17 protein-coding genes are annotated in these 21,790 nt (G+C 51.4%); 7 read left to right on the top strand and 10 right to left on the bottom strand.

Going from position 1 to position 21,790, the window contains the following annotated elements; translation table 11 throughout:
* Positions 1–200 precede the first annotated feature (200 nt).
* The 8 genes from H9I35_RS11180 to H9I35_RS11145 form a co-directional block, all read right to left on the bottom strand.
* Positions 201–1,715, bottom strand: coding sequence for a HEAT repeat domain-containing protein (locus H9I35_RS11180; RefSeq protein ID WP_187419446.1), 1,515 nt, complete (start codon positions 1,713–1,715; stop codon positions 201–203).
* Positions 1,716–2,097: 382 nt separating this feature from the next.
* Complete coding sequence (tgt, locus tag H9I35_RS11175; protein ID WP_252722658.1) at positions 2,098–3,231, bottom strand: tRNA guanosine(34) transglycosylase Tgt; 1,134 nt, start codon at positions 3,229–3,231, stop codon at positions 2,098–2,100.
* Positions 3,232–3,233: 2 nt separating this feature from the next.
* Complete coding sequence (locus tag H9I35_RS11170; RefSeq protein ID WP_187419445.1) at positions 3,234–4,304, bottom strand: LptF/LptG family permease; 1,071 nt, start codon at positions 4,302–4,304, stop codon at positions 3,234–3,236.
* A complete protein-coding gene (locus H9I35_RS11165) occupies positions 4,301–5,539 on the bottom strand; it encodes an LptF/LptG family permease (RefSeq protein WP_187419444.1) in 1,239 nt (412 codons plus the stop codon). Before H9I35_RS11165 ends, H9I35_RS11170 begins: the two co-directional genes overlap by 4 nt.
* Positions 5,536–5,985, bottom strand: coding sequence for a dUTP diphosphatase (gene dut, locus H9I35_RS11160; RefSeq protein ID WP_187419443.1), 450 nt, complete (start codon positions 5,983–5,985; stop codon positions 5,536–5,538). Before dut ends, H9I35_RS11165 begins: the two co-directional genes overlap by 4 nt.
* Positions 5,986–6,002: 17 nt before the next feature.
* Positions 6,003–8,099, bottom strand: coding sequence for a polyribonucleotide nucleotidyltransferase (gene pnp, locus H9I35_RS11155; protein WP_187419442.1), 2,097 nt, complete (start codon positions 8,097–8,099; stop codon positions 6,003–6,005).
* Positions 8,100–8,321: 222 nt separating this feature from the next.
* Entirely contained in the window at positions 8,322–8,591 is a 270-nt protein-coding gene (gene rpsO / locus H9I35_RS11150; protein ID WP_016520482.1) for a 30S ribosomal protein S15, read from the bottom strand.
* A 10-nt stretch (positions 8,592–8,601) separates the two neighbouring features.
* Positions 8,602–9,429, bottom strand: a complete 828-nt coding sequence (locus tag H9I35_RS11145; protein WP_187419441.1) for an FAD synthetase family protein — start codon at positions 9,427–9,429, stop codon at positions 8,602–8,604.
* A 239-nt stretch (positions 9,430–9,668) separates the two neighbouring features.
* Here H9I35_RS11145 and H9I35_RS11140 point away from each other — a divergent pair, with 239 nt between their 5' ends.
* Positions 9,669–10,898: a branched-chain amino acid aminotransferase gene (locus H9I35_RS11140; RefSeq protein WP_187419440.1), complete on the top strand. Its 1,230-nt coding sequence runs from the start codon at positions 9,669–9,671 to the stop codon at positions 10,896–10,898.
* A 76-nt stretch (positions 10,899–10,974) separates the two neighbouring features.
* On the opposite strand, the gene H9I35_RS11135 is transcribed toward H9I35_RS11140, so the two are convergent.
* Together H9I35_RS11135 and H9I35_RS11130 are read right to left on the bottom strand one after the other, a co-directional pair.
* Positions 10,975–12,864, bottom strand: a complete 1,890-nt coding sequence (locus H9I35_RS11135) for an SPOR domain-containing protein (protein WP_187419439.1) — start codon at positions 12,862–12,864, stop codon at positions 10,975–10,977.
* 19 nt (positions 12,865–12,883) lie between these two features.
* Positions 12,884–13,411 carry a hypothetical protein gene (locus tag H9I35_RS11130; RefSeq protein ID WP_187419438.1) on the bottom strand — a complete coding sequence of 176 codons (528 nt, stop codon included), beginning with the start codon at positions 13,409–13,411 and terminating at the stop codon, positions 12,884–12,886.
* A gap of 955 nt (positions 13,412–14,366) precedes the next feature.
* Between H9I35_RS11130 and H9I35_RS11125 the strand changes: the two genes are divergently transcribed.
* The 6 genes from H9I35_RS11125 to H9I35_RS11100 all read left to right on the top strand — a co-directional run bounded on the left by H9I35_RS11125 (position 14,367) and on the right by H9I35_RS11100 (position 21,743).
* Positions 14,367–15,296: a formylglycine-generating enzyme family protein gene (locus H9I35_RS11125; RefSeq protein ID WP_187419437.1), complete on the top strand. Its 930-nt coding sequence runs from the start codon at positions 14,367–14,369 to the stop codon at positions 15,294–15,296.
* Positions 15,297–15,486: 190 nt separating this feature from the next.
* Positions 15,487–16,974, top strand: coding sequence for a polysaccharide biosynthesis protein (locus H9I35_RS11120; RefSeq protein WP_187419436.1), 1,488 nt, complete (start codon positions 15,487–15,489; stop codon positions 16,972–16,974).
* Entirely contained in the window at positions 16,967–18,193 is a 1,227-nt protein-coding gene (locus H9I35_RS11115; RefSeq protein ID WP_187419435.1) for a DegT/DnrJ/EryC1/StrS family aminotransferase, read from the top strand. Before H9I35_RS11120 ends, H9I35_RS11115 begins: the two co-directional genes overlap by 8 nt.
* Positions 18,186–20,462, top strand: a complete 2,277-nt coding sequence (locus H9I35_RS11110) for a xanthine dehydrogenase family protein molybdopterin-binding subunit (protein ID WP_187419434.1) — start codon at positions 18,186–18,188, stop codon at positions 20,460–20,462. Before H9I35_RS11115 ends, H9I35_RS11110 begins: the two co-directional genes overlap by 8 nt.
* Positions 20,459–20,947, top strand: coding sequence for a (2Fe-2S)-binding protein (locus H9I35_RS11105; RefSeq protein WP_187419433.1), 489 nt, complete (start codon positions 20,459–20,461; stop codon positions 20,945–20,947). Before H9I35_RS11110 ends, H9I35_RS11105 begins: the two co-directional genes overlap by 4 nt.
* Positions 20,937–21,743 (top strand): FAD binding domain-containing protein, encoded by an 807-nt coding sequence (locus H9I35_RS11100; RefSeq protein WP_187419432.1) that lies wholly within the window; start codon positions 20,937–20,939, stop codon positions 21,741–21,743. The genes H9I35_RS11105 and H9I35_RS11100 overlap by 11 nt, the downstream gene beginning before the upstream one ends.
* Positions 21,744–21,790 lie beyond the last annotated feature (47 nt).

The raw sequence follows: 21,790 nt of genomic DNA, 5'->3' as shown, positions 1-21,790 counted from the left end.
GCAACGAGCGCGGAGCGCGAAGTTCCCCGCGCAACTTGCAACGAGCACGAAGTGCGAAGTTCCCCGCGCAACTTGCAACGAGCACGAAGTGCGAAGTTCCCCGCGCAACTTGCAACGAGCACGAAGTGCGAAGTTCCCCGCGCAACTTACAGCGATCGCGGAGTGTCGCCCGCAGCAAACTCGACTGAGTCAATCTCCGCCTACTCTTCACTCATACCGAGAATCTTCCGAGCTCGCGCGCCGTTCGCCCCCGATTTTTTATCGTTCGCAAGAGAGGCGACGGCAGAATATGCCGAAGTGTATTTCGCTTTAGCGTACATATCGAGCCCGAGACTCACCGTCGCCGCATCTTTTGAAAGCAAAAAATCGCGGCAGATATCCGCATAGCCCGCTCTCGCGTATTGGGCAAAAAGTTTTCCGAGCGCGTAGCGCAGCTGCTTCCGTCTATCGTCTTTGAGCGTTTCTCCGGCGAGGGCAAGCATCTCTTTTTCTCCGACCGATCCTTGAGAAGCGAGCGCTTTCGCCGCATCCACCTTTGCCGTATCGCCTGACTTCGGATCGGAGACGATCTCAACGAGATAGGCGTTTCCGTCTTTTGTACCGAGGGATGCGAGGGCATCGTAACACGCATTTTTGACGACTTTTTCTTTATCGTTTTTTGCGCGGTAGACGAGGTACGGAGACGCTTCGGTAAATTTGAGTTTTTTTACTGCAGCTATCGCTTCGAGGCGCACTTTGTAGTGTTCGTCGCGGATGCCCTGCATGATGACTTCTTTCGCTTCACCGCTTCCGGGATAGTGAGACAAGCCTTTGATGACGTATTGGCGGAAATTCGGATCGGATGATTCGTAGAGTTCGGCGAGGATCGGAATCGATTCGCTTTTTTGCATCGCGCCGATCGCTTCCGCTGCATACATCCGCACAAAAGCGTTTTCGTCTTCATTTTGCGCAATCGAAACGAGCTTTGCCCACGTTTCAGTCGCATGCAGTTTTCCGAGCACACGAGCGAGCGCTTGTTTTTGTACCACGGTCAAATCGTCGCGGTCGATATAGCCGGCAAGGTACTGCGCTTCTTCCGGCCCGCCGATTTCTCCGATCGTCGTAAGCGCGGCTTGAAAATACGCGTCGCTGTCCGTATCCAAAAGGGCGAGGACCGCGGGAAGAGCTTCTTTGCTCTTTACTGCGGAAACATAGCGGAATACCGCTTCGACCGTGCTGTTTTTCGTGTCATAGGGATCATCCAAAACACCGACGGCATAATCTTCCAAACACGGATCTTTCAGATGCGTAAAGTATTCGAGAATTTTTTCGCGCACTTGCGAAGAGCGCGTCGTCTGAAATAAATCGTACGCGTCGTCCGAAAAGCGGGGATCGTCGTTGTCGATGCACTTTTGCAAAAGCGACGTGATCTCGGGCGACACGCCGTAGCGGAACGTATCGCGGTATTCTTTTACGGTGTCGGAGCTTTTATCGGAAAGAGCGGCTTTTTCGCTCTTTTCCCTGTCGGGAGCTGCAGGGCGTTTTGCTTCGGGTATCCTGACGATTTTTTTGTTTCGGGGAATCCCTTCGTTCGAAGTTCCGGCCGGTACCGCGCTTTGCGCCGAAGAAGTCGAAGCGCTTTGGGCAAAAGCCGAAGCGTTCATACCGGCGGGAGCGCGGCAAAAGGGCTGCAGCACAAAAAAGGACAGGGCAACTGCGGCATAGTGTATCTTCATAGACAATCCTCGATCCGTCGATCATATTATTTGGTTCAAGGGGCTGTCCAAAAACTTCAGTTTTTGGACAGCTTCCTTGATTTTATATGCGATGTTTAAAATTAAGTCCTTGCAATATAAAGACTTAATTTTAAACTCGACGGGCTGTCGAAAAAGTAACCGACTTTTGAGACAGCCCCTTTTCCATCCGTTTCGTTCACCAACAAAATGGCGAGTTTGGAAAATAAATAAAATTATGTTTACGGCGAGGTTCCGGCTGCGTGCCGTTTCGAGCGTTAGACTCATGAAAGCCCACCCTAAAAGCTCGACCGCGGCTAAGCGGACGGGTTCTCGCCCTAAACACAGCGCTATTAGCTGATACTTTCCAAACTCGACATTCGACCTATCGGATATTTCCGGCGCCGAATCGCGCAAGAAAATCGCGCTTATACTCTAAAAACCTGTTCTCTTCGATCGCGTTACGGATTTCGTCCATCATCGCGTGAAGAAAATAAAGATTGTGATACGATGAAAACATCGAGCCGAGTATTTCCTGCTCTTTGAAAAGGTGGCGGAGATAGGAGCGGGAATAGGTGCGGCACACTTTGCACGTGCACTCGGCATCTATCGGAGAAAAATCGCGCGCAAAGCGTTCCTGTTTTATCGACAGCATGCCGTCGTGCGTAAAGTACGAACCGTTGCGCGCGTTGCGTGTCGGAAGCACGCAGTCGAACATATCGATGCCGGAAGCGACCGCTTCGAGTATGTATTCGGGAGTACCGATTCCCATAACGTATTTCGGTTTCGATTCGGGTAAGTATTGCACCGTATAGCGCAAAAAGCGCACGAAGTCTTCAGCGGGTTCTCCGACGGAAAGACCGCCTATCGCGATGCCCGCCGTATCGAGCGAGGAAACGAAGAGAGCGCTTTCTTTACGGAGGTCTTCAAAAAAATTACCCTGAACGATCGGAAAGAGAAAACCGCGATAGCCGCGCTCGGTCTCCCGCTTCCACGCGGAAAGCGCCCGCTTCGCCCAATCCGTCGTAATCGCCAAAGCGCGCTCGGCTTCTTTTCTGCCTTCATTCCAGCCTGTACACACGTCGAGCTGCATTTGGATATCGCTGTTGAATTTCGCCTGCGTTTCAACGACGTTTTCGGGGGTAAAAAAGTGCCGCGAACCGTCGATGTGACTTTGAAAGGCGACCCCTTCGGAGCTGATCTTCCGAAGCTTTGCGAGCGAAAACACTTGAAAACCGCCGGAATCGGTGAGAAAATTTTTTTGCCACTTCGAAAAGCCGTGGAGCCCCCCTGCTTCTTTTATCAAATCGGGACCGGGACGCAAAAAGAGGTGGTAGGTATTGGCAAGGATGATTTCAAATCCGATCTCTTCGAGCGATTCTTTCGACACCGCTTTTACCGTCGCGTTCGTTCCGACCGGCATAAATACGGGAGTTCGGACAGTACCGTGCGGCAGCGACAACAGCCCCGTTCGCGCCGAGCCGTCGGAGCTCGTATGGCGCACTTCAAAAATATTCACTTTTATGTCCTCGTAAAGCGCAAAAGGAGGGCGCTCATTATGATAAACAGGATAACCGGAAACCACGCTCCGGAAAAGGCTGTAATATAGCCGAACTTTGCAAGGAGCATCGTAATCATCTGCGTGACGTAAAACAAAACCGCAGCTCCTATCGAAAGCGCGAGACTTATGAGCATGACGTTTTTTCTCGATCGCCCGGAAAGACCGATTGAAAGAAAGACGACGATAAACACGATAAAGGGAAACGCAAACTTTTTGTAGTACAGCGAAAGCGCCTCTCCGAACGGCAGCCCCGTCCGCATCAAGTGTTCGATATATTCTTTCGCTTCGCGCACCGTAACCTCTTCGACCGAAACGACGTTGTTCCGAAACGTTTCGAAAGGTTCTGCAAGGCGGGAAGTAAAAGCGGCGTCGGGCGTACCTTTTATAACCGTTTTTCCCGAAAGCGAAAACTGTACCGCGTTTTGCAATCTCCAGCAGTCCGTATCCCACAGCGCGGAATCGGCATGGATGACGGCTTCGAGTTTTTTATCGCCGTCTCGAAAAATACAATACAAATCGTAGAGCCTCTTTTGCTCATCGTCGTAGACGGCCGCCTTATAGATGAGGTTCCCCCGCTCTGCGAGTATGACGATCGCGTCGTTGTCGAGCGTTTTTTCCTGATTCAGAGCCGTACTTTGCAGATTTTGTTTTTGTGCATAGGTGGTGACGGCGAGCGCGTCGTCGAGAAAAAACAAACCGAAACTCAAAGCGAGCGACAAAAGCAAAAGCGGAGCCGTAAAACGGAAAAGAGAGACGCCCGATGCAAAAATTGCCGTAAGCTCGTTGTTCGCATAGAGGGCGCTCAGCGTATACGATGAGGCAAAGAGGATGCCCATGGGAACGGCGTACCAAATCGTCTTCGGCGTATAGAGCGCCATGATTTTAAACACGACGGAAGCCGGTACTTGATTTTGAATATAGCGCCACAAGTTTATCAAAAGATCGACGAGATTTAAAACGATAGCCGAAAAAAATACGGCGCCTAAAAAGACGGGTAAAAACCGTTTAAATAAATATTTTACGAGCGTCATCGCCTTTTCAGCGCGATATAAAACGCCGCCCCCGCCGCGCCCGTAACGATATTCGGAATCCACATGCTCCAAAATCCGTTAAAGCCGTTTCTGCTCGACGCATATTGTCCGAGTATCATCATCGTCCAATATAAAAAACTGATAATGATTCCGACGATCATGCCGATCGTCTGTCCGTTTTGCCTGCCGAACAAAAACGCGAGCGGCAGCGCGAGGAGTGCGAAAAAGAGAGAGCCGAACGGCAGCGAAAATTTTTTATTGTATTCGAGCGTATAGTTGTTGAGCGTGCGCTTGTCGGAAGAAGCGTCTTTGCGCATATCGCGCAGCGCCCTTCCCAAATCGTAAGACGTCATTTCACGCGGACTCGTACTTCCGCTGTCGTTGAAAAAAGCGCTTTCAAAAAGATTGAACGTCACCCTGTCGGATGAAAGCAAATCGTAATCGGAAAACGAAGTCGTGTTAAAAAAAAGCGCGAGGGCATCCGTCATCGTAAGCTGCATGAGCACGCCTTCTTTGCGCACGGATTTGAGTTCCGACTCTCCGGCAGAGATGATTCGCATTTTTCCGTCGCTTCCCATATCGATGATGACGAGATCGGAAACTTTCGTGTCGGCCACATCTCCGGTAACGAGCGTCGCCGTGTTGAGCCGCTTTACCGAATGAGAGTCGAGAGCGACGGCGGGGTTCGACGATAAAATCATGCGGCGCAGACGATTGTAGCGGATCGTGCCGAGAGGCAAAAGATAATCGTTTACGAAAAAGGATGCGATCGAAATGGTGAGACCCAAAACGAGTACCGGGCACAAAATGTGAACATAGCTGAAACCCGACGCCCTGAAAATAATAATTTCGTTGTCGCTCATAAATCGCCCCAAACACATGAGAAAGCCGACGAGAGTGGCAAAGGGTGAAGACTGTGCGACGATAAACGGAAGACTGTAGGTCATAAGCTTGACGACGTCCCACACGGGAGCGCCCTGCCGCAAAATATGTTCCGCGATGAGCAAAATCTGATTGACAAAAAAAATCGTAAAGAAAAATAAAAATGCGACGGAAAAATACAGTAAAAGCTCGCGCACGAGATAGCGGGTAAGAACGTGGGAGCGGAGAGAATCGGCGAAAAATTTTGTCCGCACATCCGCCATAAAAGCGGTAAAACGATTTTTTAATGCGGAAAGATACCTTTGAAACGCGGAAAAATACGGGCCGTCCGAATCGGCGCTTCGGCGCTTCATACGTTCACTCCGGTAGAACCGAAGCCGCCCTCCCCGCGTACGGTTTCATCGAGAAAATCCTCTTTGATGAAATTCGCCTGCGTAACGGGTGCAATAACGATTTGCGCGATGCGGTCGCCGTTTTGCACGACAAAGGGTTCTTTTCCGAAATTGACGAGGACGACTTTCACTTCACCGCGGTAGTCGCTGTCGATCGTACCGGGCGCATTTAAAACCGTGACGCCCGATTTCGCCGCAAGCCCCGAACGCGGCCTCACTTGCGCTTCAAAACCTTCGGGAATTGCAAAGCACAAGCCCGTCGGAATGAGCGCAAATGCGCCGCTTTCGATCGTTACGGGAGACGGAAGAAACGCGGATATATCCGCGCCCGCGGCTCCTTCCGTTTTGTATTCGGGAAGAAGAGCGCCCGGAAGCGCGGTACACGCAATAGCGACCTGTTTTGTCACGGTTCTTTCCTCGTTCGTTATTTCGCCTGTTCGTCGAGCGCGTCGATATACGAAAGATTCAGCCGTCCCATCTTATCGACTTCGAGCAGCTTTACGGGAATCTGTTGGCCTTCTTTAAGCACATCGGTAACTTTTTCGACGCGGGAATGAGAAAGCTTTGAAATATGGCAAAGACCTTCTTTTCCCGGGAGGATTTCGACGAAAGCGCCGAAGTCCATAATGCGCTTGACGGTTCCGTTGTAGATCGTTCCCGGTTCCGGATCTTCGGTGATGCCTTTGACGGCTTTTTTCGCTTCTTCGGCGGCATTTCCCGTCTTTCCGTAAATCGTAACCGTTCCGTCGTCATCCGTGTTGATCGTAACGTCGTAGTCGGCACAGAGCGCTTTGATATTTTTTCCGCCCGGTCCGATGAGCGCACCGATTTTATCGACGGGAATTTTCATGGAAATGATTTTTGGCGCATAGCGGCTGATCGGCTGCGGCTTATCGATCGTCTTTTCCATGATCGACAAAATATGAAGCCGTCCGGCTTTTGCCTGTGCGAGTGCTTCACGCATGATTTCGGTCGTAACGCCCGCGATCTTTATGTCCATCTGGAAACCGGTAATGCCGTCTTTCGTTCCCGCAATTTTAAAATCCATATCGCCCAAGTGATCTTCTTCGCCGAGAATATCGGAAAGGATTTTATACTTTTCGTATTTCGGTCCGTCGGTGATGAGACCCATCGCGACACCCGCGACCATCTTTTTCATCGGCACGCCCGCGGCAAGCAGCGAAAGACAACCGCCGCAAGTAGAGGCCTGCGACGACGAACCGTTCGATTCCATGATTTCAGAAACGACGCGGATCGTATACGGAAATTCGTCTCTGCCCGGCACCATAGGAGCGAGCGAGCGGCGGGCGAGGTTTCCGTGTCCGATTTCTCGGCGGCCAGTCACAAGCCTGCCGACTTCTCCGACCGAATACGGCGGGAAATTGTAGTGCAGGATAAAGTGTTCGCTTCTGTTTCCGTCGATATCGTCGTACGCCTGTTCGTCGAGCGTCGTACCGAGCGTCGTTACCGCAAGCGACTGCGTTTCGCCGCGCGTAAAAAGCGCAGAACCGTGCGGGTGCGACAGCACGTTGATTTCGCACGTGATCGGTCGGATTTCGTCGCACTTGCGCCCGTCGATGCGCACGCCTTCATCGAGGATCGCTTTTCGAAGCAGTTTATACTGGATATCTTCCATGAGCGCACCGAAAAGTTTTTTCTGCACTTCGTCCGAAAGCTGTTCGGCGTATTTTTCGGCGATTTTATTTTTGACCGCTTTGACTGCGGCGCTCCGCTCCGCTTTGCCGTCGCGGAAACACGCTTCTTTCATAAGCGGCGTCGCTTCGGCTTCGATTGCTTCCGCATTTGCAAGCGTCACCGAAAGAGGCGCGAGCGGGAGCTTTTCTTTGCCGCACAATTTTTGCAGCTCTTCCTGCAGCCGGCACATCTCCGTGATAAAGCCCTGCGCTTTTTCGAGCGCGCCGAGCATCACGTCTTCCGACGCTTCGTTCGCGCCGCCTTCGACCATCGTAAAGCCTTCGGCGGTACCGGCGACAACGATTTCCAAATCGGCCTTTTCGATTTGAGCGAATGTCGGATTGACGACGTATTCGCCGTTCAAATACGCGACGCGGCAGGCGGCAACGGGTCCGTGAAACGGAATGTCCGAAATCGTCACCGCAGCGCTCGCCGCGATAACCGCAATGATATCCTGCGTATGAACGCCGTCGGCGGAAACGCAGGTCGGCACGATTTGAATTTCGCGTCCGAATGCCATTTCGAACAGAGGCCGCATCGGCCGGTCGATAAGACGCGAGACGAGGATCTCTTTATCTTTCGGCCGCCCTTCCCGCTTTACAAAGCCGCCGGGTATTTTTCCCGCAGCGTAAAATTTTTCGTTGTAATCGACGGTGACCGGAACATAATCCATGCCCTCAACCGCATCATGCGATGCGCACACCGTCGCAATGACGGCAGCTCCGCCCCACTGAGCGAATACGCAGCCGTTTGCCTGTTTGCCTATCCTTCCCGTCTCCAAAATCAAGTCGGCATCTCCGACTCTCGCAGTTACTCTTTGTACCATCTTGTCCTTCTCAATTCTTTGTCGTTCTTTTCCGAAATTAATAATTAATAAAATTCATAATGGACGGCATACGGTCGGAATTCCGCAACCGCACAATTCGGCTTATTTTCAAAATTCAATCGACGCATAAAATGAGCGAGATTGAAATCAATAACCGATCGATGCTATAAAAAAAGCCTGCGCCGCCAGAGCAAGCGGTCATGCAGGCTTTTTTTGCTTGCGTTATTTACGGATACCGAGCTCTTTGATAAGAGAGCGGTACGCTTCGAGGTTCGTCCGCTCGAAATATTTCAAGAGCTTTCTCCTCGCGCCGACGATTTTCAGCAGCGCGCGCTTTGCGCTTTTATCTTTCGGAAAAGCGCGTTCATGCTCAGTGAGCTGCTGGATGCGTTCGGTAAGCAGGGCGACCTGCACTTTTGTGTTGCCGGTGTCGTGTTCGTTTACACCGTATTTTGCAATAACGGCGGATGCCGCTTCTTTCGAGAGTGCCATTCGTATACTCCTATTCTTTTATCGTTCTTATAAATTCTACAGCCTTTATATGCCGCACGTCTTTTTGCAAATTCTCAAGGCAAAGGATATGAGATTCTGCCGTAAAGCGGGCTTCCGAAACGTATCCGTCGGCTATGACGCGAACGCCGTAAGTACCGTGTTCGGGCAGCACTTGCATAAAAGCGCTTCGTTCCGCCGTAAGCGCGTCTCCGTCCTTTTTCCAAACGGAAGCGGAACAGTCGAGCGCGTATTTTCTGCCGAGCATGGCTTCGGCCGAACGGATATCGCCTTCGAAAATGCGCATACGGATAAGCGAAGAGCTTACACGCTCTCCCTCGTACAGCGTCGGTTCCGGAAACTCCGAAACGATGCCGCTTTCACGGGAAAATGCGCGGATTTCTTTCATACCGTAGGCACCGCGGTAACCGCAGCGGAAATCCCAGCCTTCCGCAATGAATTTCATGCCGCAGCCGCGCGCGAGCATCGATAAAAAACTGTGTCCCTCTATTTTACCGAATTTATCGGAAAAGTCAATCAGTATCGCGAACGCCATGCCCCGCGCTTCGATGACCGAAAGCCGCTGTGCGAGCGTCGAAAGATCGCCTTCGTAAAATCCCTTTGATTTAAAAGCGCCGAGCGATTGCTTAAACGCGACGACGCCGGGAGTAAGAGCGCATTTTTCACCTTCGCTCAGGACGCGGGCAAACAGCGAATCGTGCCCTATATGCGGGCCGTCGAAGTTTCCGACCGTGAGCGCCGTACCTCTCGCAAATACATCGGGAAGCGCAGTTTTTCCCGCAGCAATGCTTTCGATCTCTTCCCACGTAAAACGTACCATGACGGCATACTCTATCACATTTCAAAAAAAATGTCGCGCAGGAAAAATACGTACACGGGGCAAGCATAGCGAAAACTATATTTTCCAAAAACAGTGTGTATACATTTCCGGTCCGCTTGTCGTTGTAAGGATTATAATATACATATTGAAAAAAACGGGTATGCGCGCTAAAATATATTAATTTTTATTAATACGTCCGCGGCGGCAAAACGGCGGGGGCACATTTTTGGAGCGTGAATATGGCGACGGTAAAAGCGGTAAAAAAATCGGCAAAGGCGGCAAAACCCGATACGAAAAAGACGGCGATAAAAAAATCCTCCGTATCAAAAAAACGGACGACGGCGAAGACCGCCCCGAAAAAAAGTTCCGAAAAGAAAACGGCAAAAAAATCCGCAGCGGTAAAAAAGAACGTTAAAAAGCCGGCGGTAAAAACCGCGGCGAAAAAATCGATCAAAAAAATCGACTGGGCAAATCTCCCCTTCGGCTATATGAAAACGGACAAGCGCTTCGTCGCCGAATTCAAAAACGGCAAATGGAACGCCGGCAAACTCGTTTCCGACGATACGGTTTCCCTTTCCGAATGCGCAGGCGTCCTGCAATACGCGCAAACCTGTTTCGAAGGTCTCAAAGCATACAGGACGGAAGACGGCCGCATCGTTACGTTCCGACCGAATTTAAACGCCGAGCGCATGGAGCGTTCGTGCGAACGTCTTGAAATGCCCGTATTTCCGAAAGAAAAATTCGTCGAAGCCGTTCTCGCCGTCGTAAAAGCAAATAAAGCTTATGTGCCGCCCTACGGAAGCGGCGCGACGCTTTACGTTCGCCCCTATATGTTCGGTGCGAATCCCGTCATCGGCGTAAAGCCCGCCGACGAATACCAGTTCCGCATTTTCGTCACTCCCGTAGGCCCCTATTTTAAAGGCGGCGTCAAACCGATCGCAGTGCGCGTTTCCGACTCCGATCGCGCAGCCCCTCACGGAACGGGCGACATCAAAGCGGGCATCAATTACGCGATGAGCCTGCACAATATCGTCGACGCGCATAAAAACGGATTCGCCGAAAACATCTATCTCGATCCCGCTACTCATACGTTTATCGAAGAAACGGGAGGCGCCAATATCCTCTTTATCACGCAGGACGGAAAAATCGTCACGCCGAAATCGGATACGATCCTTCCTTCCGTTACGAGGAGGTCGCTCGTCTACATAGCCGAAAACATCTTGTACATTCCCGTCGAAGAGCGGAAAGTCGACAAAAAGGAACTTTCATCGTTCGCCGAATGCGGCTTGTGCGGAACGGCGGCGGTCATCTCCCCCGTGTGCAGCGTATACGATCACGGCAGGGATATACGCTTTTCCGCCTGCGAAAACGGTATGGGCCCCGTACTCAAAAAATTGTTCGACACGCTCACGGGCATACAAATGGGACACATCCCGGCGCCGAAAGGCTGGATATACGAAGTAAAATAATTGCTATCGAAAAAAAGACCGCCTCGGATGAGGCGGCTTTTTAATAATTATTAATCAATGTAAAATCCGCACGAAATCAGCGGACTTTCCGGACAAAGGCATCTTTATAACCGTACAACTTAAAACGCTCCAAAACGACCGCATATTCGTCTACGGAAAGCGGACCGATCATAACCTGCGTCGCCGCTTTCGATGCGAGAGGTACGAGCGTTACCGGATAATCGCGGCCGTATTTGGCGAGCGTTTCGCGGATATTGGACGGATTCGTAAAAGAAGCTATCTGCACGTAATACGTTCCTTTGTCGAGCGACGAAAGATTTTCCGCCGTACGTGCGCCGTATTCGCGAGCTATCGATGCGGCGGTTCCCAAATCGCGCGACGGGGAAACGGTGCTTTGTACGGCGCTCACCTCGCTGACGGATTCGACTTGTACGCTTTCGGCCGTGCGCACTTCATCCGACGTTTGCACACTTTCGGCCGTGCGCACTTCATCTGAAGTTTGCACACTGCTTTCCGTTACGCTTTCCGTATCGTCCGTATTCGAAAGTACGATCGCACTATACGCTTTATCGTCGGCGGGTTTATCGCTTTCGATCGTTTCAGCGGCAAGCGTTTCCGTTTTTTCTTCTACAGGAACTTGAGCGCGATCTTCAATTGTCTCGCTTACAATATCCCGCTCTTCTTCAGGCGGAACTTCGGCTGCTATTTTTTCATCGGCAGGCGCTTCTTCGGCAAGAGGCACGCTTTCGGCAAGCGCCTTTTCTTCCGTCGGCGTAAGCGTTTCATCGGTTTCGGCTTCCGTCACAAGGGATTCGTCCGTCACGCCGCTTTCCTCTTCAGTTTCGGCTTGGACGGCTTCAGATACCGTTTCGGTACTTTCCCCCTCGTCTTCGGGTATATCTTCGGCGATAATTTTTTCATCCTCCGAAACTTTTTCTTCCGCTTCAATGACCGTTTCGGCGACGGCTTCGCTTTCATCGGGCATATCCGTTTGTTCAGGCGAGCGTTCGACGCTTTCATCATCGGCTTCCGTAACGACCGGTTCGTCCGTCACGCGCTCATCGGAAATCGTCGCGGCTTCCGCCGGTATGTCATCCGTTACCGCTTCGGATCTTTCCTCCGTCTCTTCGGGAACATCTTCCGCAATTATCTTTTCATCGGACGGCTCTTTTTCTTCGATTTCACTTATCGCTTCGGAAAAAACTTCGCTGCCGTCGTCAGCCGCTCTTTCCTCCTCTTCTGCAATAAGGCTATCGTTTACACTTTCGGCACTTTCGGCACTTTCGGCGTCGGCGTCCGTTTCCTCTGCGATGTATTCACCTGTTTCGCCATTCTCTTCCGTAACGGCAGGTTCATCCGTAACTCGTTCATCGGAAATCGATTCTTCAGCATCGCTTTCCGCCTTATCACCTTCGTCGTTTTGAACGTCGGTTTCGGCTTGTTCGGCATCATCCGTGCTTTCTGCAATCAAAGTTTCATCTCCCGAAACAAGAGGCGATTCGTCTCCGCTTTTATCTTCACTTTCAGCCGCGACGCTTCCGTCAAATCCGCTGTCTGCAGCGGTACTTTCCGTATTTTCTTCCGAGGAAAAAAGCGTCTCACCTTGGGCGATGACGGCAGTTCCCGATACCGCTTCATCGAGTTCACCGCTCCGCTTTGTGAGCTTTACGATCACGTTCGAATTTTTTACGATACCGAGTTCCGCGGCGGCTTCGGGCGATAAAAGGATCGCAACTCCTTCGGATTGATCGAGAGAGCCGACCACGAGAATATCAAGCGTTTTTCCCGCGGCGAAATTCGACACGATAATGCTGTCGCCGGGAAGATAGCCGACGGTCTTTGCAAAATAACCCTCGGGCAGCACACCGGAATCGGCGACGACGGCTCTGCCGTCAAGCGAAGGGCTGAACGAAGTAAAGAGCAGACAGCTTATCAATAAGAAAAATAAATTGATTTTTTTCGACATGGCATATCCTCGTCTCTTGTCAGCGTTTCGATTTTTTATCGATTTCCTTACGCAATTCTTTTCTCATCTCATCGGCGACGGAAGCGGCGTATTCTTTTACGCCTTCGGCATCGGTTCTGCCCGACGCAGGTTTCCGGACTTTCGTTTTTACGTCGGCGATTTTTTCGCCGCTTGCCGCATCGGTAATCGTCCACTGCACATGCACAAGATTTTTAAGCGATATGTTTGCAGGATCCTTCGATCCTTTTCCGCCGTAAAAAAGCCTGAGCTGTATAAAATATTCGGCGCCGCCCGAAGCCGCAATCGCGTACGCCGTCTTCCGCAAGCCCTCGGCATCTTCGACGACAGCCGCAAGAGCCGGTTCGTTCGTAACGATATCGCCTAAATTAAAAAAATAATCGAGAATCTGGTCTTCGATGACAAGCGTTTGTTCACTCACCGTATCGAGGGCATCATTGTGCTGAATGACTTGAAACGAAAGCTCCGTTGCCCAAGAGCAAACTGTGCCGAAAATCGCGGCGCACAAAACGAGCGATATTTTTTTCACGGATTCCTCCCTTACCTATACATATTCACACTACTATAATCGGAATAAAAGAAGGGCTTGTTTAGATTTTTTTACAGGAGGGGGAAGTCTCCCCCTCGCTCCAAAGTCCTCGCGCCGAGCGCTCCGGTCTTTTTTGCTACCCCCTCTTCCGAACGCAAAACCGTCGTTTTCCGCTCGCTCCGTTCATGCACTCGTCCGCTATCTCCTTCAGCAGGGCAAAACGGAATACTCCATTTGAAAATCATCTGTAAACCATAACAATCGATGCACGACACGGATGCAGTGTCGGATTTTGCAAAACGATTCGCTCGCTGTATTCGGATGCAGCGCAAACTTACCCTTGTCAATCATTATTATATGCCGTATACTGAACTTATGAGAGAGCGCATAACACATCTTTCCTCCGCTTTCCGCGTATGTGCAGGTGTCCGTCTGCAAAAATCTTGCAACAGAATGCTTGACAGGTCTTCGCGGGTGCGGCAAAATTCTCCGCTTCTCCGCTTCTCCGCTTCTCCGCTTCTCCGCTTCTCCGCTTCTCCGCTTCTCCGCTTCTCCGCTTCTCCGCTAATGGCCTTTTCCGCTCATCCGCCGCACATCGACCGCCCGCACATAATGGGCACACAATATACACACCGCACCGTACGCACGAAGGACATCCCGTCTCCGTGCGTTTTTTTATTTTTTTATCAAAAAGTTACGATAAAAATCGCCGGCTGGAAAACTTTTTTTATAGAGAAAATACACGCAGATTTTTCCATTGCAAGATTCGGAAACCGAGCATTCCGCATATACTTGCCTGCCTTTATCCGCCGGGTTCTTAGAGCAGCGCCCTAAGCAGTGCAGGAAGAAGGATGGGGTCGGGAAGAAACTGCCCTGAACGGGGGTGTCGTCCTGCCCTTATAAAAACGGGGTCTAAGGGGGACTTTCCCCTTAAAAAAGCATAGAGGAGTTGTTTATGAAAACAAGGAACAAAAAGGCACACGTCTTTAGAGGAGCCGCGGCGCTCGCCACAACCGTACTGATTGCAGGCGCGCTTATTTTTGCAAGCTGTTCGGACGGCGGAGGCGGTACTTCAGACAAAACCTACACGGTAGACGGCGTAAGCTTTACGATGAAGAGCATTGCCGCTGTAACGAACGGCACTCTCGGCCGTGATGAAGAAAACCTGAACAAACCGCACACGGTAAGCCTTTCCGCTTATTACATCGGAGAAACCGAAGTAACGCAGGAGCTGTGGCAAGCGGTGATGGGCGGTAATCCGAGCAGTTTTCAAAATAAACCTGAAAGCGGCGAAAAACAGAGAAAACGTCCGGTCGAAAATGTAAACTGGTTTGAATGTATTGCATTTTGCAATGAGCTTACCGAAACAGTAAACGGCGGCGATGGTAGCGAATGCGTGTATTACAGCGACGCCGCTTTTAACACCGTATACACGAAAACCGATGCCGAAAATAAGACGGTGCCGCACGTAAAGTGGAATGCATTCGGCTTCCGCCTGCCCACCGAAGCAGAATGGGAATGGGCTGCCAAAGGCGGTATAGATTACAAATGGGCGGGAACCGATACCGAAAGCGAACTTAAAAACTATGCGTGGTACTCTGAAAACAGCAACAACAAAACCCACGAAGTAAAGAAAAAACAGCCGAACGACTACGGCTTATACGACATGACCGGAAACGTATGGGAATGGTGCTGGGATTGGCACGGTAATTTGTCCAATCCGCTGCCGCTGAACTATCCCGGCGCTACTACGGGTACTATGCGTGTCTATCGCGGCGGCGCTTATAAGCACAACAAAAATAACGCCCTTCGTGCCTTTCGGTCAGGCGGCTATCCTGTAAATGTGGAAGACCATATAGGCTTACGCGTAGTGTGCAGGCCGTAATGCGATACGGGCTGTCGAAAGGATGTGCTTTTGAGACAGCCCTATTGCCGCGTCCTTTGCGCTCCGAGCGATCTTGCTCTCCGAAACGAACCCTGAAGCGCACGCACGGCCGTTCATACGGAAACGTCCGCGTACCCTGCCTGCATTATCGAATTGTAAAACGCGGACGGCTGTGCTATAATAAAAAACCGTGAACAGATCCGACAAGCATTTGTACATAATCGGCGCGGGATTTGCAGGCATTTCCATCGCTTCGGACATCAAGCGCAAAAAAATATTCGGCAAAGTCGCAGCCTTTCTCGACGACGACAAATCGCTCATCGGGCAGGAGTTCGACGGCATTCCGGTATTCGGTCCGGTCGCCGACATCGCAAAAATTCTGCGATGTACCGACAGCGACGAAGCGATCATCGCGATTCCGAGCGCAAGCGTCGAACGGATAAAAGAGATTTACGAAACGCTGAAGTCGGGCGGCTTCAAGCATATCAAAATTCTTCCGAGCGTGAGCCAAATCGTAAACGGTACGGCGCATTTGGTGCAGGCGCGCGACATCGATCCGCTGGACATACTCGGACGCACGCCCGTAACGATTTCGCTGAAAGAAAGTCTTTCGTACTTGCGCGGAAAGCGCGTGTGCATCACGGGGGCGGGAGGTTCCATCGGCTCGGAGCTTTCGCGGCAGCTTTTGTCGGGAGGAGCCGAGCGTTTGTACCTTTTCGGTCACGGTGAAAATTCCATCTATCAAATAGACCGCGAATTGCACCTTTTGCAAAAAGAAGGCGTCGGCGAAAAAGCGACGGTCGTGCCTATCATCGGCGACATGAAAGATAAAGATCATCTCGACTACATCGTTTCGCACACGAAATGCGACGTCGTCTTTCACTGCGCAGCTTATAAACACGTTCCGCTCATGGAAGAAAATCCCGTCGCCGCAATCGAAAACAACGTATTCGGTACGAAAAATCTTCTCGACGCGTGCATCGCTCACGGCGTTCGCCGCTTCGTACTCATTTCGACCGACAAAGCGGTCAGTCCCGTTTCCGTCTACGGCGTATCGAAAATGCTGTGCGAAAAACTCGTGCTATCCTATGCGGACAAAGCGCGTGACGGTAATTCGTTTATGTTCGTCCGTTTCGGCAACGTACTCGGCTCGCGCGGTTCCATTTTGCCTCTTTTTATGGAACAGATCAAAAACGGAGGTCCCGTTACCGTCACCGACAAAGCGATGGAGCGCTATTTTATGACGATACCCGAAGCGTGCTCCCTCGTCCTGCGCACGGGCGGCGTCGGCGAAAACGGTTCGTCCTACCTCCTCGATATGGGGCAGCCCGTAAAGATAACGGAGCTTGCCGAACAGATCATCCGCTTCAGCGGTTTCGAACCGTACAAAGACATCGACATTGTATTTACCGGAGCGAGAAAAGGAGAGCGGACGATCGAACCCTTACGGCTTCCCGAAGAAGAAGCGCAAAAAACTTCGTACAAAAAAATCATGCGTTTGAAAAATACGCCGTACGCAGAAGCCCACTTGCACTCTCTCCTTGAAAAGCTTTATCCCGTGTGCTTCCGCACTTCAGGCAAAGAAGAAAAATACCGCAACAAACAATATCTCCTGTCCGTCCTTTGCGAGGACGTGCCTTCTCTCAAAGCCTTTTACGCGGAGGCAAACCGTGTCTGACATACAAGTACCCTTTTCCCGACCCGCTATAGGCATCGAAGAAGAGCGGGCGGTGCTCGAAGTGATCAAAAGCGGCTGGCTTACGACGGGAAAATACGCCCTCGCCTTTGAAAGCGATTTTTCCGACATGATGAACGCTGTAGGAAGCGATGTCCGGGACGCAAGAGAAGCGCTTTCGCTCGATGTGCAAAACGTGCAAAGCTTTGCCGTAAACAGCAATACGAGCGGTATGATCCTCGCGATGGACGCGTGCGGCGTTACAAAGGGAAGCGCCGTGATCACGACGCCCTACACTTTCGTATCGACCGCTGCGTGCGCGCGGCATTTGGGAGCGGACGTGTTTTTTGCCGACATCGAAAAAGACTCCTACAATATCGACGTGCAAAACATCGAAGCCATATTGCAAAGCGAAAACGGAAAGCGTGTAAAAGCGATCGTGCCGGTACACATCGCCGGAAACGTATGCCGCATGGAAAAAATATGCGCACTTGCAAAAGCGTACGGGATGCGCGTCATAGAAGATGCGGCTCACTCCTTCCCTTCTCCGACAAAGCTCGGTTACGCGGGAACGATCGGAGACGCGGGCGTATTTTCGTTTTATGCGACAAAGACCATAACGACGGGTGAAGGCGGTATGGTATGCGTGCGCGATGAAGAGCTTGCAAAGCGCATCGCCCTCATGCGTATGCACGGCATGGACAGAGCCGCATGGGATCGCTATACATCCTCTCGCGCTTCGTGGGAATACGACATCGCCGAATGCGGCTATAAATTCAATTTGCCCGACATCCTTGCCGCGCTCGGCATCGAACAGTTGAAAAAAGCCCGCGCGTTTTCGGAAGCGCGAAAAGCTGTTGCAAAAAAATACGACGATGCGTTTTCAAAACTCGACTTTATCGAAGTCCCGCCCGACGGAGAGGGAAACGCATGGCACCTCTACCTCATGCGCATAAAACCGGATGCGCTTACGATAACCCGCGACGACTTTGCAAAAGAACTGCAATCGCGCGGCATCGGCATTTCGGTGCACTTTATACCCCTCTTTTATTTTACGTACTGGAAAAAATTATATCCCGAATTCCGTGCAGAACATTTTCCGAATGCACAAAAACGTTTCGCGTCGACGATTTCGCTTCCGCTGTGGCCCGGTATGACAAGCGATATGACGGACAGCGTAATCGAAGCGGTCGGATCCATAGGAGCGGCACACCATGCCTGACAAAGCGAAAAAGAAAAACGACAAAAAGGGAAAGAGAGAGCCGCTCGTCGTCCACGAATACTACACCGACTGCACGAAACCCGACATGCTTTACGGCGCACTCGTGAGAGGCCCCGTGTCGTCCGGCACGATCGTCGGCATATCCGTTCCCGAACTCCCCGAAGGTTATGCGTTTTTTACCGCGCGCGATATTCCCGGAAAAAACGCGATGCGCACGCTCGCATCCGAAACGCCGATATTCTGTACCGAGCGCGTTTCGTATTTCGGAGAACCCGTCGGCATCATCGTCGGTCCCGATGAAGAAGCCGTGTACGAGCTCACGAGCAAAATCGAAATAGAGTTCGACAGCGCAACGGTCGAGTCGGCGCTGCGCTCGGTCGCAAAGGGCTATGCGCTGCCTGCGGTGACGCTGCCGAAAGAAAAAAGCGAATCGAAAAAGCTTTTAAAAATCGCCCACGCGATGCACATCGACGATCCGGCGGATACCTCCGTTCCGCTTGCAAAAGAAAGCGATGACGTACTTGAAAAAGAAAGCGAAGCTCTTGCCGAACATACGGTAAAAGCGCGAGAAGTCGTTGCCGAGCGTACGGTAAAGACGGGCTGCTTTCTCTCGGAAGGCAAAGTGAAAGCATTGTTCAAAAATGCCGATCACACCGTATCGGGTACTTGGGTGCAAAACACCGTACAGCCGTCGTGGCCCGAAACGAACGGCGCGTTTTGTTTTACGGAAAACGGCATACTCACGGTTTTTGCGCCGACGCAGTGGCCGCTCTATCTCAAAAGCGCTCTTTCCGCATCGCTCAAAATCGCAGAAGACCGTATCGTCATAAAGGGAACGAACACGTCGGGACACGATGCGAACGGCATGTGGCGGAACGCGACGCTCGTCATCCAAGCATCTCTCGCTTCATATTTGACGGGAAAACCGGTAAAGCTTTCTCTCTCCCGTGAAGAACACAAAACTTTTATGAAGCCCGGCGTCGCCGTTTCCATCGCGTGCGAAAGCGCCGTTTCAAAAGAAGGAGATATACTTGCGACGAAGATTTCGATCGAAGCCGACGTCGGATACTGCAATCCCTTCGCTCAGGAAATCGTCGACCGCCTCGCGATCGCTTCGTGCGGCGTATACGATATCCCGAATATTTTAATAAGCGCAAAAGCCCGGACATCACCTTCTTCTCCGACATCCGTGTTCGCCGATATTATCGACGCACAGGCTTTTTTTGCGATCGAAAATCACCTACAGCAAATAGCCGAGCACATCAACATGCTGCCGCCCGAACTCCGCATAAAAAATATGCGCTCGTCTTCCAAAGAGCGTGCGATGCCCTTTACGTTCCGCACGGGAAAAGCGCTCGGGGCAATCGCGAATGCCGTCAAAATGAGCGATTACAACCGCAAATACGCCGCATTTAAAATCGACGCGGCCGAAAAATCCGATTCGCTCGATACGTTTTTCGCCCTCCCTATCCGCGGTATCGGAAGTGCCTGCGCCTTCGGCGGTTCGGGTTATCTGAACAACGATCTCGTTACGGAAAAACAAAAAGTATCGGTAACGCTCGAAGAAGACGGAACGGTGACGATCCACTCACCCGTCCCGTCCGCGACGATTTCGGACATTTGGACAAAGCTCGTATCCTCTCTGCTCAAAGTGCCGTCTTCAGCCGTATCGATATCGCCTGAAGAACAGGGCGGAAACGATTTGCCGACGCCGAGCAGTATCTACGGCAACTTGAGCATTACGACGCAGCTTTTGCATCAATGCTGCACGGAACTCGAAAAAAAGAAAGCGGCAAAGCAGACTCTCCCGATCACCGTAAAAAAAGGTCTTCCGCCCGCAATCAAAAAGCTGTGGAACAAAGAAAATTTTTCAGGCGTACCCTTCTATACGAGTTCGTTCGGATGCGCCGTAGTCGAAATCGAACTGGATCCCTACACGTATAAAGAACGCATCAAAGGAATCTGGATAACGATCGATTGCGGACAAGTACTCGAACTGCGCGCCGCCGAAAACACGATCCGCATCGCGATTCAACAGGAACTTGCGCAGCTCGTCAAAGGAGAGACGATCTTGTGCGACGGCGTACACATTTCGTTCGTGCAGTCGGACTCTCCCCCGTCTCAAATCGGAAACCTCGTGCACAGCATTATACCGGCTGCCTTTTCGGCAGCTCTTTCACAGGCGCTCGGCTTTTGCATACGCGAACTGCCGTATAACGCCGAAACCATGCATCCTAAAACCCAAAATCTTTCCGGAGAAAACGCATGAAAATACCAGTGACGCTCGACGGCAAAAAAACCGTACTCGAAGCTTTTCCGTACGAAAAATTAATAAACGTACTGAGGAGAAACGGACGTCTTTCGGCAAAGTGCGGCTGCGGCGAAGGCGTATGCGGCGCATGTACCGTCTGTCTCAACGGAAAAGCCGTTCCGAGCTGCCTCGTCCCCGCAGCTCTTGCACGGGATGCCGATATCGTAACGCTCGACGCTTTTACAAAAACCGAAGATTACGGCGATATCGCGAAAGGATTCAATAAAGCCGGCATAAGACTCTGCGGCTATTGCAATGCGGGAAAAATATTTGCAGCGCGGGCCGTTTTGAATACCGCCGTAAAGCCTGCGAGAAAGATGATCGCGGAACAGGTTTCGCATCTTTCGCCGTGCTGCACGAATACCGACATGCTCGTCGACGGCATTCTCTACGCCTTCGATTTTAAAGTGCAGCGCATGGGAGCGCAAAAAAATGCAAAATAGCGATCACACGTTTTTCTTTGCGAAGACGATAGCCGAATTGTTCTATCAGCTCACATCGGTATCGGGTCTCGAAGTCGTCGGCGGCTGTACATCCCTTGAGCGCATGCCCCAAAAAGCGATTTCCGTTCACGGCATCCCGGAGCTCGCTTCCATAACGATGCACGAACGCTATCTCGATTGCGGACCGGCTGTCGTACTTTCCGATATTCTATCGCTTGCGAGCGCGCGCATCCCCGAAGCGCTTACCGAATCGGTTAAAAGCATAGCAAATCCTTTTGTGCGGAATATCGCAACGATAGGCGGCAATATATGCGCAGGCGGAATACGGCGGACCCTTTACGCCCCGCTCCTTGCGCTCGACACAAGGCTCGAATTGAAAAGCGCGCTCGACACCGCATACGTGCCCCTGCTCAATTTTACCGGCATACCCCGCGGTTCTATTTTATCGAATATCCGCATACCGCTCGGAGACTGGGACATAACGGTGTTTCGCCGCCTCGGAGCCGACAGTAAAATCACCGAGTCGAGCGCTTCGTTTACGTTTCTTGCGGACAACGAAAAAAACATGATAACGAATATCAAACTCGCGTTTTCAGGTATCGTTACGTTCCGCTGTATCGAACTTGAAAACCGGCTTATCGGAACGCGCTTGCCGCTTGCAGCTAAAGACATCGCGCTCTTTACCGACACGGCCGCTTTACAGTTCGACGAAGCGGCAAAAGACGTTTCGTACAATCCGATTTTACGGATGCAGTTTATCAATTTGACGCGCTATTCGCTCGAACAGCTGACCTGAGGTCGAAGCGGCGGTGGTAAAAAAATTAATAAATTTTTATAATGAAG

This window comes from Treponema sp. Marseille-Q4132, from assembly GCF_014334835.1.
Taxonomy (GTDB): Bacteria; Spirochaetota; Spirochaetia; order Treponematales; family Treponemataceae; genus Treponema_D; species Treponema_D paredis.
Note: the sequence above shows the minus strand (reverse complement) of the source record. Positions and strands in the feature narration are given on the sequence as shown.

Coding starts and splice junctions, on each gene's coding strand:
- pnp (WP_187419442.1), bottom strand. CDS start 8,099: ATGGTACAAAGAGTAACTGCGAGAGTCGGAGATGCCGACTTGATTTTG.
- H9I35_RS11165 (WP_187419444.1), bottom strand. CDS start 5,539: ATGAAGCGCCGAAGCGCCGATTCGGACGGCCCGTATTTTTCCGCGTTT.
- H9I35_RS11135 (WP_187419439.1), bottom strand. CDS start 12,864: ATGTCGAAAAAAATCAATTTATTTTTCTTATTGATAAGCTGTCTGCTC.
- H9I35_RS11145 (WP_187419441.1), bottom strand. CDS start 9,429: ATGGTACGTTTTACGTGGGAAGAGATCGAAAGCATTGCTGCGGGAAAA.
- H9I35_RS11105 (WP_187419433.1), top strand. CDS start 20,459: ATGAAAATACCAGTGACGCTCGACGGCAAAAAAACCGTACTCGAAGCT.
- H9I35_RS11170 (WP_187419445.1), bottom strand. CDS start 4,304: ATGACGCTCGTAAAATATTTATTTAAACGGTTTTTACCCGTCTTTTTA.
- H9I35_RS11100 (WP_187419432.1), top strand. CDS start 20,937: ATGCAAAATAGCGATCACACGTTTTTCTTTGCGAAGACGATAGCCGAA.
- rpsO (WP_016520482.1), bottom strand. CDS start 8,591: ATGGCACTCTCGAAAGAAGCGGCATCCGCCGTTATTGCAAAATACGGT.
- H9I35_RS11140 (WP_187419440.1), top strand. CDS start 9,669: ATGGCGACGGTAAAAGCGGTAAAAAAATCGGCAAAGGCGGCAAAACCC.
- H9I35_RS11180 (WP_187419446.1), bottom strand. CDS start 1,715: ATGAAGATACACTATGCCGCAGTTGCCCTGTCCTTTTTTGTGCTGCAG.
- H9I35_RS11110 (WP_187419434.1), top strand. CDS start 18,186: ATGCCTGACAAAGCGAAAAAGAAAAACGACAAAAAGGGAAAGAGAGAG.
- H9I35_RS11125 (WP_187419437.1), top strand. CDS start 14,367: ATGAAAACAAGGAACAAAAAGGCACACGTCTTTAGAGGAGCCGCGGCG.